Origin of the sequence: Bacteroides nordii, assembly GCF_019930665.1 — a bacterium.
In the GTDB taxonomy this organism is placed as follows: domain Bacteria; phylum Bacteroidota; class Bacteroidia; order Bacteroidales; family Bacteroidaceae; genus Bacteroides; species Bacteroides nordii.
Window position 1 is genome coordinate 2087761 of record NZ_CP082886.1, and the last position, 17316, is coordinate 2105076.

Genomic DNA, 17316 nt, shown 5'->3' on the forward strand with positions numbered 1-17316 from the left:
TTACATATATTGTTATGACTCGTTACACATATTATTATACTGCTTTACATCTATTGTTATCATCGCCTGGGTATGGTAAAGTAAACAGTAAACCCTCCCCCCACAGCAGGCTCGGCATTGATACGGCATCCACGTCGTCCGGCAAATTCATCATGATCGCGAATAATTTGCTTACATATCAGATATTCCGTACCGCGGAGTTCTCCTTTTTCACCTGCAGTCATACGTGCCAGATTGGGATAAAACAATTGGTTCAGCTCTTCTACGCTCTTTTCGCGACGGGTGTCGGTAAAAAGAAAGCGTACATATTCATCCTCTTCTCTGGCTCTTAATTTCAATATTCCGTTTTTAGACCCATCGAGCGCTTCGTCTATCAGATTTTCAAGAAGAAAACGAAGTTGATTGATATCTCCGATAACCCGGCCCTCCGTTGGTTCGAGCATTAACTCAACTCCGGTTCTTTTTCCCTTACTAACCCTCCGGAAATACTTAGCTGCATATTCAAAAAGATCGGAAACCTGAATCGTACTCCGCCGGAATGTAACCTCTTCCAATTGCCGGGAAGCACAGGAACTAAGGATGGTAAAGATGCCTTTGTAGTACTCTATCAATTCACTGATAGCTTCCACATTCTCCCGTTCTTCTGCTTCTGAAAGATTTTGTGTATTCAACTTACCAACGATCTGTTTTATTTTATTGGGATAATAAACAGTCTCGTGTTTGATGGTAGAAAGGCAATTATCGAGTACCATATTCTGAACATGCAGCATACTGTCTTCCCAGGAAGCACGTTGTGCCTCTTCATGTGCAGATTCAATATCCCGGTATTTCATTGCCAGTTTCACTACAGCATTGAACACTACGATTGCTACGTAACGGGCCACCAATTCAAACAGCAAACGATCTGTTTCTAATTCAGTTCCTTCACGGCGTTCCAGGTAAAGCACACCTACACACTGATGCTCTCCTCCGGCATCCACCATCAATGGAATGGCCTGTGCAAGCCCGTCAGACTGATAAGCTTGCTCATTAAAACAACGTTGCATCAACTCAGGCATCGCATCAAGCCGAGGATTGGAAGCAAACTCTAAATGATGGGTAGTCTCATTGTACACGGCAAGGCTGAGTCTATCAATTGTGAGTAATTCGTTGATAGAATCAAATGCTTCGTCAACGAGTCGTTGAGGAATCTCCTTCAATGTATCCTCTTCGCGCTGTAAGGCTTCGGCCGACTCCTGTGAACGTATCAGTGAAGAAGCGAAAACTTTTTTGTTTATCTCAAGCACCTGTTCTAAATTCAGACGGTTGAGCAGGCGTTTGCGTATATAGATTAGATAATAACCTGCCAGAGAGATTACCAACAAAAGGATGCAAAGGATAATACCTACTATCTTGTTCGTTGTAGAACGTTCCAATTGGCGGCAGTATCCCTCCAACGACTGATCTTCACTTTGCAGCTTATAAAGGGCTGTAAATGCTGCATTATTATAATTATATCCGTCCAACTGTTTTAGTGCAAGAAAAGCGACCGCTGCTTCATTCCTTATATCCAGTATGGCATGGAAGTCTGAATCGAACATTTCATTCCACCAGGTCAGTTCGGCCGGAGTACCTTCACCAACCAGTTTCATGTATCGATAGGGCCGGCGGGCATATTTCTTATAATGCTTGTTCAACACCTTAATAGCGGAGTCTGCATATTGCAGGGCCGCTTCATAATAACCGTCTACATTAGCAAAATAGGCTGCATTGGCATAGTCTGATGCTTCGTCAAGCAATTGTTCATAATTGGAATCTACAGCCAGGCCTACGGAGTCTATTGCAGATGGAGCAAATGCCTGTTTAGCTTCTTTTACACAAGAAGAGCACAGGTATGAAGGCAATAGCAAACATAACAGCATTCCTATTATCTTTCGTACTCCCGGCGGAAGACGGAAATAAAAACGGCTTCCCCTACCCGGTTCACTTTCAACGCTGAACAGGCATACCCGGAACAAATCATTTGTTTTACGATACTTTTCAATGATACCTTTACAGTTCATCAGTCCGAAGCCACTTCCTTTATTCTGTCTCAGTATTTCCGTATCCTCAGTATCTTTCATTCCGATAGCACGTGAATCGTATACCTTCTCGCCAATAATACGCGCCACATCTTCGGCAGAAAGTCCACGTCCGTTATCTTCTACCGATATTTCAACGTATTCTTCAGTCTGGCGGGCATAAATATGTATTTTCCCTCCTTCAGGAGTATATTTACGGGCGTTTTCGGCCAATGTATTTATCATAAACAAAGTCAATGCCTTGTCTGCCTTTACCAATACCTGTGTAGATTCTATTTCGAGTGTCTGATTCTTCATTTCAAAGGCTCTGCGTCCTTTCCCTAAAAGTTCGAAAAGCTCGTTCAGGCTGAAAATTTCTATATTTAGGCTCAATGTACCCTGTTTCATCTTAATCCACAAGGCAAGAATATCATTGTATTCATTGATCGTAGTCACTAACTCGTCAATGTATTGATATTTTTCTTTTTTGATCCGCAGATCTTTCATGAAACCTTTTTCCGTCAGTTTGTGCACCTCGTTGAGTATGCGGTCTATATAAGGATTGATACCATTCACAATGGCAAGACACGACTTCTTTATCAGATTCTGGCGTTTGTTGGCAGCAATATGTTGTTCATAGACATAACGTTGCTTTTCCAGTTGATTACGCTCGTCACTGAGGGTGGCAATGGCCTGCTCATTATCCATAGCCCACTCCACATAGGGTATCAATATATGTACCAATGCCTGTTCATCGCGGCTCAGCCGATGATTGTGAACGAAATTTGCCTTTCCTTCTTCGGTAACCTCCAATGTAATCCGGTCCGGTCCGAACAAGCGGTCAATACCTTGCTGAATAAGAGGTATATTCATCGGAATAAAAGCTGTAATATCCCGGCAGAGAATCAGCGTCTGTTGCAACCGTTCGGTGTAAATACGATTTTTTATTTTAGAACGTTTATTGAAAATCCAGAATAAAACGATTACCAGGAACAAACCTACCGTAACAAAGAAAAGTACGATATTTAACTGTTTGGACTCTGCTTCCAGATAGGCGTAACGACTTTCCAGTTCCTTGTCCTGACGGGTATCATTTAATATATCCAGGTAGATATTGCGGTTGTAGTCGGACTCCGGCTTCATACCTAAACCTGCATAAGAGACACTCAACTGTTCGCGAATACGGGATATCCATTCAGGTACAGTTTTGACTCTCTCCTGCCCTATCCATGTCATTTCGGTGAAAATGGTGTCAGCACCGACAAAAGGCTGCAGTTTGTCCAACGTATCGGCATCATGGTGATAATACAAAAGATGATGATGATTTACGCATTCCAGTGCTTTACCCAGAGAATCGAGTGCTTCGGAATACAGACCATGAGCATTGAAGTACTTTCCGATAGAGACATAAGCACCGGCAATCTGATACAGGTCATCGTATTCCTTGAAAGTCTGTAAGGCCTTTTCTCCCAATCTTAAAGGTAATAAAGAGTCAATTGGTATGCCCAGCTGCTTCAATGAATGTGAACGTCTTGACACAATCAGATCAAAATCTCCTTCAGGTATCAGCAGGTTAGCCAATCCCTGCATACTGTTTCCGACAAAATAAAGATAACCTTCACGGGAAGCCAGTCGCCAGGTAGTATAGAGTTCGTCATATTCATGTAATTTCCGTTCGTCCGGTGTATCACCTTCACACAAAGAAGCCGATCCTTTGATATAATGAAAATAAAGGTATTGATTGGTATCTTCATTCAAAGCTTCGTCTTGCGGAATCTTATCCAGTGCTGCCATTGCTTCGGGACGTTGCTGAAGATAATAATAGTAAACGGCAGATACTATAAAAAACTCAGTAAAGGCATAATTCAACCGTAGCGTCTCATGCTTGTCTGCAAAAACATTACTGTCTTCACGAATACGTTTCATTCGCCGCATAGCGCTGTTGCGATAATCGTAATATTCTTTGTTCATGCCCGCCCGCTGGTAGATTTTCATCAGTCCCACATCCGCAATAAGCAATTCCAGTTCATTTTTAGTGAGTCCGTATACTTCTTTGTGCAAACCTTCAGCGCGTTCAAAATCCATTTTCATAAATGCACAAAATCCCAGATTATTGCAAGCCTCTGCTTTTCCCTGGTTGTAAAGGCGGGATTTGTTATAGGCTTCCAATGCAGGATGATAGGACGAATCCAGATTTTTGTAACGATAAGCATACGCTCTTCGATTCAAAGAGTCGATAAAACGTACCTCTTTGGTAGGTGCTGTACCGACACACGAAAAGAGTGCTGTGAGCAACAGCATGCACAGTATATACAAAGGTAGGTGACGGTTCATCGTTTTAATAATTATTCGATGTGCCAATTACCATGCGGTATGTTAAAATAGTGTAGCCAATTAGCATATTGGCACATTATCCTATTGGCGCATTATTTAATCTCGCAAATCTACAAATATTTCCCGTGAATAGGAATGAAAAAATATTTTTTCTACAATAAGTCTTTTAGATTGTCGGGAGATTTCATACCTTTGCGGGCAAATTAACAAATAGGTAACAACTATTATAAAATGAGCGAAAAAGCACCCTTTATGGTATTCTCGGGAACCAATTCGAGATACCTGGCAGAGAAAATCTGCGCCAGCCTCAATTGTCCTTTGGGAAACATGAATATCACCCATTTTGCAGATGGTGAATTTGCTGTTTCTTACGAGGAGTCAATCCGTGGTTCACATGTATTCCTGGTTCAATCCACTTTCCCAAACTCTGACAATTTAATGGAACTTCTGCTGATGATTGATGCAGCAAAAAGAGCATCTGCAAAGAGCGTAGTTGCTGTTGTTCCATATTTTGGTTGGGCTCGTCAGGACAGAAAAGACAAGCCTCGTGTTTCTATCGGCGCAAAATTGGTAGCCGATTTACTTGCAGTAGCAGGTATTGACCGTCTGATCACAATGGACCTTCATGCTGACCAGATTCAGGGATTCTTTAACATTCCGGTTGACCATTTGTATGCTTCGGCAGTGTTCCTTCCCTACATTCAGTCACTGCATCTGGAAAATTTAGTTATCGCTACTCCTGACGTAGGCGGTTCAAAACGTGCAAGTACATTCTCAAAATACCTCGGTGTACCTTTGGTACTTTGTAATAAATCGCGTGAGAAAGCTAACGAAGTTGCCTCTATGCAGATTATTGGTGATGTAAAAGATAAAAATGTTGTTTTAATTGATGATATCGTAGATACAGCAGGTACGATTACTAAGGCCGCCAATATTATGGTAGAAGCCGGTGCAAAATCTGTACGTGCTATTGCAAGTCATTGTGTTATGTCAGACCCTGCTTCTTTCCGTGTACAAGAATCAAGTCTTACTGAAATGGTATTCACCGATAGCATCCCCTATTCTAAAAAATGTGCTAAAGTAAAACAGTTAAGTATTGCAGATATGTTTGCCGAAACGATCAGACGTGTCGTGAGCAACGAATCAATCAGTTCACAATACATTATCTAAGACAAACGATCCTGATAAATAAAAAAGTGGCGGCACAAATAATAAAGATTGTGTCGCCACTTTTTGTAAAGCCCATTTTAAAGTGCAAATTAACGTCGATTTTTGTAGATCAAGAGTTCTACCATTTGAATTAATTCTTTGCGAAAATTTGCGTTAATCTGCGTTTCAACTAAAAAGTATCTTTTCCGTACGGGAGCTCCCTACTCCAATCTTCCAAATTTATAGTTCCCTTTACGAATAACTTTGCCATTACTATCTGTTTCAACAAACGGCCCGTGCTTCTTTCCCTGCTTGAAGAATCCTTCGTAACGATGTCCGTCTTTATCTTCCTGGATACCTTTACCTTCTTCAAGGCCATTTACAAATCCGCCTTTATACTTTGTGCCATTGGTCAGAATTAATATTCCTTCTCCATTGGGCTGATTATTTTTCCATTCTCCATCGTATGTATCACCGTTACTCCAGGTGTACTTACCACGCCCGTTTCTTTTGTTCTCTTTCCAGTGTCCTTTATATACAGCTCCGTTTGCCCAGGTAAATGTACCCTCACCATCCTGCATACCGTTCTTGAAATTTCCTACATATTTATCGCCATTCGCATGATAATAGATACCTGCTCCGGTGCGTTCACCCTGTACATATGAACCTTCATAGCGATCTTCTCCCAAATAGAAAATACCTTGTCCATGTTGCAGATCGTCCATCCAGTCACCTACATATTTTTCTCCGTTGGTATATTCGAAAGTTCCTTTACCTTCACGGACATCGTTCTTCCATTCGCCATCATATTTGCAGCCGTTGTTCCATGCCAACACACCTTTGCCGTCTTTCTTATCATTTTTCCAGGTACCTACATATTTCGAACCGTCTCTCCAGGTATATGTGCCCTGACCTTCTCGTTTATCATTAGCCCAATTCCCTTCATAGATATCTCCGTTATGGTAATACATCGTACCTTGTCCATGTTGATAGTCCTGGAACCACATACCATCATAGCGGTTATTATTCATAAAGTAGAAAATTCCTTTTCCATGCTGCTGATCCTGAAACCATTGCCCTTCATACTTTTCTCCATCAGGGAAGGTATATATTCCGAAGCCTTCACGTTTTCCCTTTACATACTCCCCTTCGTATACGTCTCCATTCTTAAAAACAGTCTTTCCTTTACCATTTGGTTTACGGCCTTTCATCTCTCCGGTATACACGGAGCCGTCTTTAAATGTATAGTTTCCTATCTTGATTTCAGTGGAGAAAGTGTCTTTTATTTTTCCGAAAAAACCACCTTTGTTTTGTGCTATAGCGCCTTCCTGAGAAAGAAAAACCAATATGAGTGCAGTATATAGATATTTCATTAATTTACAGATTACAAGTTACGAATTACGATTAGCGATGTGACAAAGATACAATTTCTCAGGCAAAACACACAGCTATCATCCCCTTTTTATGACAACTTTTTACCTGCGATGACCTCTTTTAATGTCTCTTTGCACAAATAGCGATTGGCCAATTCTTTCATTTCTTCGGGTGTAACTTCCTTTACAGCCTGCAATGAGCGGGCAAAATAAGTATCATCAAGCTTTGAAGTGTAGATGAACATCCACGCATCTGCCAATGAGAAAGGGGATTCATAATTACGACACATTTCTCCTAACATATAGTTGCGTACCATTGTCAGTTCACTCACAGGTACGGGTTCAACCTGTAATTTATCAATCTCATGATAGACCTCCCTGATTAAAAGCTCTACATATTCATTATCTGCTTCCGTACTAATCAGAATCATGCCGCTTCCGGGATAAAACAGGGTACCTGCTGAAATGCCATAAGTATATCCCTTATTTTCCCGGATATTAGACATCAGCCTACTGCCAAAATAACCTCCGAAAAGGGTCATCAATACACGTAGTTTAAGATAATCCGGATGCGTACGTTCAATAGTTGTAGCGCCTAACTTTATGGCACTCTGTAACGCATCATCCCGTTCTACAAATATTCTTTTATCAGGCGTAGTGGTAAAAGTATATTCTTTTTTCACCAAAGGATACCGATAGTTACCAAAAGGAGTATTACCGAAAGCAGACTCTACCTTGTGGATAACATCATCTGTTACGTTACCGGACAAGAAAATTGCGCAATTACCGGAATGATAATATTCATCATAAAATTCACGAAGCACGTCGGGAGTTATCAAACGGTAATCTTTCTCTTCTGTTAAACGCCCACATGGGTGTTCGTTTCCATAAAGTGCAGTGAGCAAACTTCGTTGAGCAAGAAAATCAACTTTGGAGGAATTAACAAGATATTGCTGTATGTTTACATCAAGTACTGTGTTCAGCTCTTTTTCGGGGAAAAGAGGCTCTTTTATTATAGACTCTAATATTTCGAGTGTTTCAGCGAAATACTTATTTAAAGAATATAGCGTGATATATGCGTATTCCGACGAACTGGAAAGTTCCAACCATGCACCATAATAATCCAGTTTCTCTGCAATCTCCGAAGCAGTGTACTTAAGAGAGCCTTCACGAAGCATCCGATTCGTGAAAAGAGCCTGTAATTTCTGAGTTTGCTGCCATCGCCCTCCGGCAAAAAGAATGTCCATACGTACTACGTCCTGTTCTCCTGCCTTGATTACCGCCAAAGGAATGCCATTGGGCAACGTAGTCCGCATTGGAAGGGTAACAATCAAATTTTCCAGGTCCTGGATCTCGGGTTGTATCGTTCTATCCATGGTTGCGATATAAAATCATTTTTTATTTTTCAGAAACTCCTCTGCTCGTGCGAGATCCTGGGGGGTATCAATACCAATCGTCTCTACTTCACTGACTCCTACTTTGATTGTATAACCATTCTCTAGCCAACGGAGTTGTTCCAACGATTCGGCCAGTTCCAAAGAAGACTGTGGAAGCGAAGTTATCTCTTTCAATATTTCGGTACGATAGGCGTAAAGTCCAATATGTTTATAGTAGGTATGATTCTGAAGCCATTCGGACTTTTCCACACCGCGCAGATATGGAATCACAGAGCGACTGAAATACAATGCATTCCAGTTCTTGTTTACTACTACTTTAGGTGAGTTTGCATTTTCCAGGGTTTCAAAAGCATCATTAGTATCAAAAGGTTTAACTAATGTAGCTATTTGAGTCGTTGCATCTTCAAAACAGGCTTTTATTGCCTGCAATTGTGATGGCTGGATAAAAGGTTCGTCCCCTTGTATATTAACCACAACATCAAAATTACCACCAATTTTAGTCGCAGCTTCATAACAGCGGTCCGTGCCGCTCTTATGTTCTACGGACGTCATGACTACTTTACCACCAAAAGCTTTTACCGCAGCCTCAATACGCACATCGTCCGTTGCCACATAGGCGTCATCAAGTATCCCTGCCACTTGTTCGTATACACGCTGTATTACGGTTTTTCCTCCTAATATAGCCAGCGGCTTTGCAGGAAAACGTGTAGAAGCATAACGGGCAGGTATTATTCCTATAAATTTCATATTATTTTAAATCTAAGTAATCTAACTCTTTTAATCCTTTCCGGACATATTCTTGCTTCATATCCTTTGGTCTCAATATCTTGCCGTCGTACATCAACAGGTCTATATCCAGACAGATTTTTTCTTTCACTTTATCACCAGGTCGACGACCGGCTTCACGTTCTATGGCTTTCAGCTCATCTACTACGCACTCTTCATCCAATTCGGTAACAAACTCTGCCACCTGATTGGAAAACAATGCGAAACTCCTCAAATACAGTGGCTCTGTTTCCTCCTCCGTTGCAAAACGAACAGTAGGAAACAGAGCCTGTAGCCTTTGGCGTGCCAGAAGGAGGTTCTTCTTCCGGTTGTAGTTACTTCCAATACAGATAAGACAACGCTTCAATGGTAGAATTTTTAATTAAACAGATCGTCTAGTCCAAGTTCTCCAGAGTCTTCTGAGCCAATCTCCGATCCGGCACAAGGATCAAATCCTTCGGGTAACTGGAAATGCTCTGTCGGATCGTATCCTAATGTCTTGTCGTCAAATACCTTTTTCATATATTTTCCCCAGATAGGTAATGCCAAAGAAGCTCCTTGTCCGTAGGTCATCGTATCAAAATGAATATCACGTTCCTCGCCTCCTACCCAGCAACCGGATACAAGTGAAGGAACAAAACCCATAAACCAACCATCGGAATTAGCATTCGTAGTACCTGTTTTACCACCCATATCGGCTGTAATACCATATCGGCTGCGAACACGTCCACCAGTACCTTCGTTGATTACTGCACGGAGCATCACCAACATTTTATAAGCACTCGACGCACTGATAACTTCATCCATTTGCGGAGCAAACGTTGAGAGTACATTACCTTCATTATCCTCGATACGGGTAACAAACAATGGTGCCACACGAATACCCTTATTGGCAAATGCCGTATAAGCGCTCACCATCTCTCCTACCGAAATTTCACATGGACCGAGACAAAGCGATACAGTTGGCATTATGTCTTTGTTGCGAACCCCAAAACTATGTATCAACCGTACCAATGCATACGGATTCAATTTCCCCATCAAATATGCCGATACCCAGTTACTGGAATTAGCCAATCCCCATTTCAGGGTTACAAGTTCTCCGTAACGTTTTTTAGTACTGTTACGCGGAGTCCAGGGTATACCGTTTTCATCCATTAGCGTCTGCTCTACGTGGCGGGTTTCGTCACAAGGAGAATACCCGTTTTCCATAGCCAGCGCATAAAGGTAGGGTTTTATTGTAGAACCCACTTGACGGCGTCCCACCATAGCCATATCATACTTGAAATAGTTATAGTTGGGGCCTCCCACGTAGGCTTTTACATGTCCATTGAACGGATTCATTGACATAAACCCGGTACGTAGAAAATGCTTATAGTATTTAATAGAGTCCATTGGTGTCATGATGGTATCTTTTTCACCTGCCCAACTGAACACAGACATCTCCTCCGGTGTATTGAATGCCTTCTTGATTTCAGCTTCCGAAGCCCCGTCTTTTTTCATTGCCCGATAACGATCTGTTTGCTTTACAGCTCTTTCAAGGATTTCGTCAATCTGCTGTTGAGTCAGCATATTGCTGTATGGTGCTTTTTTACGGCCTTTTTTCTCTTTGAAGAATTGTGCTTGCAAATCTTTCATATGTTCTTCTACAGCTTCTTCGGCATAACGTTGCATGCGCGAATCGATGGTCGTATAAATTTTCAAACCATCGGTGTAGACATTGTAATTTGAACCATCCTTCTTTTTATTCTTTGCACACCACCCATAAAGAGGATCGGTTTCCCATGAAAGTGAATCCTCATAAAACTTCTGCATTTGCCAACCACGATAATCGCTTTTATCCGGTTTTTTAGCAGTCAGTACTCCACGTAGATATTCACGGAAATAAGTTGCAAGACCTTCATTATGCCCTACGCGATTGTAAGTCAGCGTTAACGGAAGCGCCTGCAAGGAATCGCGTTCTGCTTCGGTAATATATCCTGCTTTCTCCATTTGGCTAAGAACAACATTGCGACGTCCCAAAGCATTCGCCCGTATCTTCGAATTGCGGGATACCGGATTGTAGAGTGAAGGATTCTGGCACATGCCTACCAGCATGGCGGCTTCTTCCGTTTTCAGATCTTTGGGTTCGCAACCGAAATAAGTGTGAGCTGCCGTTTTTATACCTACTGCATTATTCAGAAAGTCAAATTTATTAAGATACATCGTCAGAATTTCTTCTTTTGTATAGTAGCGCTCCAGCTTCACAGCAATTACCCATTCAATCGGTTTCTGAAGAAGGCGCTGAAGCGTATTGCTTGCAACATTTTCGGTAAATAGCTGTTTGGCAAGTTGCTGAGAGAGTGTGCTACCTCCACCGGCACTTTTCTGCATCAAGATACCACGTTTCACTATGGCTCTGGAAAGAGCTTTCACATCAATACCCGAATGTTGGGCAAAGCGGACATCTTCGGTGGCAATCAAAGCGTTAATGATGTTGGGAGATAAATCAGCATAACTGCTGTAAACACGATTGTTCTGCTTTAATGAGAAAGTTCCGAGTACTTTTCCATCTTCGGAAAATATTTCGGCTGCAAATTTATATTCCGGATTTTCGAGTTCTTCTACCGGAGGCATATAACCTATCCAGCCATACGATATAGAAGCAAAAACAACCACACAAAGCAGTACTACTGCAGCAAAAAATATCCAAAGGGCTTTTATTATTTTTTTTATCATTGCGTTCTGTTACGAAATTATCAGTTTATTAAGTTGCAAAGATAGCTATTATTCAGAGAACGTACAAATTTCAATTCAAATCAAAGTTATTGAAAAGCAAAAAATAACTAAGAGCCAGTATGGATTCTCCTGTGGAATGCAATTTTCAACTTTCAACTTTTAATTTTCAACTTCATTCGTTGCAGATACCGCATTTTCTCTCTACCTTTACAGTCTGAAAACAAGTTCTATCAATATTAAAGATAACAGAATGGAAAACAGAAGTTTAGTAACCATTGCCGAGCATTCGAAAGAAAAGATACTTTATATGCTTGAAATGGCGAAGCAGTTTGAACAAAATCCCAATCGTCGGCTACTTGAAAATAAAGTGGTAGCCACTTTGTTCTTTGAGCCATCTACCCGTACCCGACTTAGTTTTGAAACAGCTGCCAATCGTCTTGGAGCACGTGTAATTGGGTTTAGTGATCCCAAAGCTACCAGTTCATCTAAAGGCGAAACGCTGAAAGATACGATTAAAATGGTAAGTAACTATGCTGATATTATCGTCATGCGTCACTACCTGGAAGGAGCTGCCCGCTATGCAAGCGAGATAACAACAGTACCTATTGTAAATGCCGGAGACGGAGCCAACCAACATCCATCGCAGACAATGCTCGATCTTTACTCGATCTACAAAACACAAGGTACACTCGAAAATCTGAATATCTATCTCGTTGGCGATCTTAAATACGGACGTACCGTTCACTCCTTGCTAATGGCCATGCGCCACTTCAACCCTACTTTTCATTTTATAGCTCCCGATGAGCTGAAGATGCCGGAGGAATATAAAATATATTGTAAAGATCATAATATAAGATACGTAGAACATACTGATTTTACCGAAGAGACGATTGCCGAAGCCGATATTCTTTATATGACCCGGGTACAACGCGAACGCTTCACCGATCTGATGGAATACGAACGAGTGAAAAATGTATATATCCTACGCGCTCAGATGTTGGAGAATACACGACCTAATCTGCGCATTCTTCATCCGCTGCCTCGTGTCAATGAAATAGCTTATGATGTGGATGAAAGCCCGAAAGCTTATTACTTTCAACAGGCGCAAAACGGATTGTATGCCCGTGAAGCCATTTTGTGTGATGTATTAGGAATTACATTGGAAGATATAAAATAGAGTTAATGACCAAAGATATGAACGAAAATAAACAAGCCCTGCAAGTGGCTGCCCTCCGAAACGGGACTGTCATCGACCATATACCCAGCGAAAAACTGTTTACCATCGTACGGTTACTCGGACTGGAACACATGAAGAACAATATCACTATTGGCTTCAATCTTGAAAGTAAGAAACTGGGACGAAAGGGTATTATCAAAATAGCCGATAAGTTTTTTTGCGATGAAGAAATTAACCGCATTTCAGTAGTGGCTCCACATGTGAAGCTGAACATTATCCGTGATTATGAAGTTGTAGAGAAGAAGGAAGTGCGCATGCCGGACGATCTGAAAGGGATTATAAAATGTGCCAACCCAAAATGTATCACAAATAATGAGCCAATGGCCACCCTGTTCCATGTAGTGGACAAAGACAACTGTGTGGTGAAATGTCATTATTGTGAAAAGGAACAGCGGAGAGAAGAATTTACAATAACCAAGTAATTGACGATTGGACGATTTACTATTGAAGAATACTATTTATTGTCAATCTATACATAAGAGTAATTTCAATCGTAAATAGTAAATCGTCTAATTGTAAATATTTAATTTATGCGTGTTGACTGGAAACCTGGAACAATGATTTATCCGTTGCCGGCCGTCATGGTGAGTTGCGGAAATAAAGAAAGTGAATACAATATAATTACAGTGGCATGGACGGGAACGATTTGTACGAACCCGCCCATGTGTTATATATCCATACGTCCGGAGCGCCACTCCTACTCCATAATAAAGAGAAACATGGAATTTGTGATTAATCTCACAACAGCAGAGATGGCATTCCCTACAGACTGGTGCGGAGTACGTTCAGGGAAAGAATATCATAAGTTTGAGGAGATGAAGTTAACGCCGGGTAAATGTACCGTAGTTAATGCCCCACTCATTGAAGAATCACCACTCTGTATAGAGTGTAGAGTAAAAGAAATCGTATCGTTAGGATCACACGATATGTTTATCGCCGATGTAGTAAATGTACGTGCTGACGAAAGCCACCTGAACCCGGAAACCGGAAAGTTAGAACTGGCAGAAGCCAATCCACTGGTGTATGTTCACGGTGGATACTACGAATTGGGTAGTAAAATAGGAAAGTTCGGATGGAGCGTCGAGAAGAAGAAATAACATGTTAACTGAATAATATGCCAATAATGCCGGTAGAAATAAAACAGATGCGTTCAGTCAATGACATACACACAAAATGTATGTCTCTTTCGTATGTCTGCAAAATAGCAGGTATAATGGCATATTGCCTTTTTGTATCACTATCAGTTGCCTCTGCACAAAGTGGTAAAAGCCCGGATAAAATAGACCGTCCCAATCACAGAAGATTCAATATCGGGATAAAGGCTGGCTTTAATGCTTCCATGTTTTTGGTATCGGATTTTAAGATTAAAGATGTGACCATTGATGAGATTCAGAACAACTATAAACTGGGTTACTTTGGTGCACTTTTTATGCGTATCAACATGAAAAGGCATTTCATTCAACCGGAAATATCCTATAACGTCAGTAAGTGTGAAATAACTTTCGATAAACTTGGATCACATCACCCGGACATTGAGCCGGATTATGCTTCGGTCACTTCCATGATCCATAGTATTGATTTTCCGATGCTCTATGGATATAATGTGGTGAAAGAGGGGCCTTATGGTATGTCTATTTTCTTTGGACCGAAACTTCGCTATATCTGGGGAAAGAAAAACGAAATCACTTTTGAGAATTTTGACCAGAAAGGAATACATGAACGTCTGTACCCTTTCAATCTGAGTGCCGTTATTGGCGTAGGTGTAAACATCTCCCGTATATTCTTCGATTTCCGATATGAGCAGGGAGTACACAACATTTCCAAATCGGTAACGTACGATAATATAAATTCTGACGGGAGTACCGGAGTAAGCAATATCACCTTCCATCGGCGCGATCAGGTACTCAGTTTCTCATTAGGAGTGATATTTTAATAGATAAATCTGCTTTTTTTTGTCGGATTATCATTCTTTTTCCATAAATTTGTGCGCTTAATAAAGAATCTCCAATAAGAAACTTATTTTTATATAATACAGAATGAAAAGAGACGATTTAATTTTCGATATTATCGAAAAAGAGCATCAACGTCAGCTTAAAGGTATCGAGCTGATAGCATCAGAAAACTTCGTGAGTGACCAGGTGATGGAAGCAATGGGTTCCTGCCTTACCAATAAATACGCCGAAGGATATCCCGGTAAACGTTATTATGGGGGATGTGAAGTGGTAGATCAAAGCGAACAAATCGCTATTGACCGTCTGAAAGAAATCTTTGGTGCCGAATGGGCTAATGTACAACCCCACTCAGGAGCTCAGGCCAATGCGGCTGTATTCCTTGCCGTATTAAATCCGGGAGATAAATTCATGGGATTAAATTTGGCACATGGCGGACACCTATCTCATGGTTCATTGGTCAATACTTCCGGCCTTATCTATACTCCATGTGAGTACAATCTTAATAAAGAGACAGGTCGCGTTGATTACGATCAGATGGAAGAAGTTGCTCTGCGCGAACATCCCAAAATGATTATCGGTGGTGGTTCGGCATACTCTCGTGAATGGGATTACAAACGTATGCGTGAAATAGCAGATAAAGTAGGCGCTATCCTTATGATAGACATGGCACACCCTGCCGGACTTATTGCTGCCGGTCTGCTGGATAACCCTTTGAAATATGCACACATCGTCACTTCAACAACACATAAAACATTGCGTGGCCCACGTGGAGGCGTTATCATGATGGGTAAAGACTTCCCTAACCCATGGGGTAAGACTACTCCGAAGGGAGAAATCAAAATGATGTCTCAGTTACTGGATTCAGCTGTATTCCCTGGAATTCAGGGTGGTCCGCTGGAGCATGTTATTGCAGCCAAAGCCGTTGCTTTTGGTGAATGCTTGCAACCGGAATATATAGAGTATCAGAAGCAAGTACAAAAAAATGCCTCTGTATTGGCTCAGGCACTGATTGATCGCGGTTTTACAATCGTATCCGGTGGTACGGACAATCATTCAATGTTAGTAGACCTGCGTTCAAAATACCCTGATCTGACAGGTAAGGTAGCAGAGAAAGCATTGGTAGCCGCTGATATTACAGTAAACAAAAACATGGTACCGTTTGATAGTCGTTCTGCATTCCAGACTTCTGGTATACGTTTAGGTACTCCTGCCATCACTACCCGCGGTGCAAAGGAAGATCTAATGTTAGAAATTGCTGAAATGATTGAAACAGTACTCTCTAATGTTGATAATGAAGAAGTAATAGCACAAATTCGTGCACGTGTCAACAAAACGATGGAGAAATATCCGATCTTTGCCTATTAAAAGCCGGAATACATAAATTAATAATTTACAACTTAGAGCCCGTGTATCATCTGTGAAGAAGATACACGGGATTTTTTTTCTTCATTGTGAACTTTTTGTTTTAAATGATGTTCTTACTACATAAAAACGAGAAAAGATAATAAACCTATACTTAATTATGAAGCTGAAAAATCTATTATTAATGGGCGTTATGCTAATTGCAACCAGCGCCGTAGCTCAGGAGAACTGTACCTTCTTCTTCCCTAACCAAGAGGGACAACAAGTAACCCGCAATTGCTATACAGCTAACGGAAAGCTCTCCAGTATCCTCGTTTATCGTGTAGACCAGGTCTATGATTATCCATCCGGTACAGAAGCAATAGCCAGTTACACCTTCTCCAATGCTGCCGGTAAGCTTATAAACTCCGGGCAAATGGTAGCACGCTGTAACGATGGAGATTTCTCTATGAGTATGAACGGTGCTACCACTTTCCCTGCTGCAATGGATATGATGAATACAGATGTATACATGATCGGTGATTTGATGAATTATCCGGATGCGATGTCTGATCCGACAGATCCGGACGATGACAATGAATTTGACGACGCTACCATACGCCTGTATCAGAAAGGAAACAAAAACAATCGCGCAGAAATTACTCTCTCTGACCGACGCTTTGTTGCTACAGAAAGTGTAGATACTCCTGCAGGTCCTTTTTACTGTACGAAAATTAAATATGACATAGACATCTGGACACCGAAAGGAAAGATAGAGGGGTACGGATACGAATGGTATGCTCCCAACATTGGTATTGTCCGCTCCGAACAATATAACAAGAAAAACGAATTGCAATCTTACAGTGTGTTAGAGAAAATCAAGAAATGACACACTGGACTCTATATATACCCAAGAGTGTGGTGCTTTCTGTACGGAGAAGTCACATTTGACAATGATTCCTTTATGAGAGAGAAATCTCCACATTCTTTCCAAAAAAACAGAAATTGAGTAGT

General features: G+C 41.2%; 13 protein-coding genes. 7 read left to right on the forward strand and 6 right to left on the reverse strand.

The annotated features are described in order from the left end of the window. Positions 1-59: 59 nt before the first annotated feature. Positions 60-4373: a DUF5113 domain-containing protein gene (locus tag K8P02_RS08185; RefSeq protein ID WP_223382212.1), complete on the reverse strand. Its 4314-nt coding sequence runs from the start codon at positions 4371-4373 to the stop codon at positions 60-62. 231 nt (positions 4374-4604) lie between these two features. Here K8P02_RS08185 and K8P02_RS08190 point away from each other — a divergent pair, with 231 nt between their 5' ends. Further along, positions 4605-5543, forward strand: coding sequence for a ribose-phosphate pyrophosphokinase (locus tag K8P02_RS08190; RefSeq protein WP_002560352.1), 939 nt, complete (start codon positions 4605-4607; stop codon positions 5541-5543). A 200-nt stretch (positions 5544-5743) separates the two neighbouring features. Here the strand turns inward: K8P02_RS08190 and K8P02_RS08195 are convergent, their stop codons facing one another. The 5 genes from K8P02_RS08195 to K8P02_RS08215 form a co-directional block, all read right to left on the reverse strand. Then, a complete protein-coding gene (locus K8P02_RS08195; protein ID WP_002560353.1) occupies positions 5744-6895 on the reverse strand; it encodes an MORN repeat-containing protein in 1152 nt (383 codons plus the stop codon). A gap of 89 nt (positions 6896-6984) precedes the next feature. Continuing rightward, positions 6985-8271: a M16 family metallopeptidase gene (locus K8P02_RS08200; RefSeq protein WP_002560354.1), complete on the reverse strand. Its 1287-nt coding sequence runs from the start codon at positions 8269-8271 to the stop codon at positions 6985-6987. A 15-nt stretch (positions 8272-8286) separates the two neighbouring features. Beyond that, on the reverse strand, positions 8287-9039 hold the full coding sequence (gene kdsB, locus K8P02_RS08205) for a 3-deoxy-manno-octulosonate cytidylyltransferase (protein ID WP_002560355.1): 753 nt from the start codon (positions 9037-9039) through the stop codon (positions 8287-8289). Position 9040: 1 nt separating this feature from the next. Continuing rightward, the gene (locus K8P02_RS08210) at positions 9041-9424 is read right to left on the reverse strand and encodes a 2-amino-4-hydroxy-6-hydroxymethyldihydropteridine diphosphokinase (RefSeq protein WP_002560356.1); all 384 of its coding nucleotides are present in this window, start codon (positions 9422-9424) and stop codon (positions 9041-9043) included. 11 nt (positions 9425-9435) lie between these two features. Beyond that, the gene (locus K8P02_RS08215; RefSeq protein ID WP_025866406.1) at positions 9436-11772 is read right to left on the reverse strand and encodes a transglycosylase domain-containing protein; all 2337 of its coding nucleotides are present in this window, start codon (positions 11770-11772) and stop codon (positions 9436-9438) included. 250 nt (positions 11773-12022) lie between these two features. On the opposite strand from K8P02_RS08215, the gene pyrB reads away from it, so the two are divergent. The 6 genes from pyrB to K8P02_RS08245 all read left to right on the forward strand — a co-directional run bounded on the left by pyrB (position 12023) and on the right by K8P02_RS08245 (position 17191). Continuing rightward, positions 12023-12949 (forward strand): aspartate carbamoyltransferase, encoded by a 927-nt coding sequence (gene pyrB / locus K8P02_RS08220; RefSeq protein ID WP_002560358.1) that lies wholly within the window; start codon positions 12023-12025, stop codon positions 12947-12949. A 17-nt stretch (positions 12950-12966) separates the two neighbouring features. Beyond that, positions 12967-13431 (forward strand): aspartate carbamoyltransferase regulatory subunit, encoded by a 465-nt coding sequence (pyrI, locus tag K8P02_RS08225; protein ID WP_002560359.1) that lies wholly within the window; start codon positions 12967-12969, stop codon positions 13429-13431. A gap of 108 nt (positions 13432-13539) precedes the next feature. Further along, positions 13540-14106 (forward strand): flavin reductase family protein, encoded by a 567-nt coding sequence (locus K8P02_RS08230; protein ID WP_007485558.1) that lies wholly within the window; start codon positions 13540-13542, stop codon positions 14104-14106. Between the two features lie 116 nt (positions 14107-14222). Further along, on the forward strand, positions 14223-14942 hold the full coding sequence (locus tag K8P02_RS08235; RefSeq protein WP_223382214.1) for a porin family protein: 720 nt from the start codon (positions 14223-14225) through the stop codon (positions 14940-14942). Positions 14943-15045: 103 nt separating this feature from the next. Then, the gene (glyA, locus tag K8P02_RS08240; protein ID WP_007485557.1) at positions 15046-16326 is read left to right on the forward strand and encodes a serine hydroxymethyltransferase; all 1281 of its coding nucleotides are present in this window, start codon (positions 15046-15048) and stop codon (positions 16324-16326) included. Between the two features lie 157 nt (positions 16327-16483). Beyond that, positions 16484-17191: a TapB family protein gene (locus K8P02_RS08245; protein ID WP_007485556.1), complete on the forward strand. Its 708-nt coding sequence runs from the start codon at positions 16484-16486 to the stop codon at positions 17189-17191. Positions 17192-17316 lie beyond the last annotated feature (125 nt).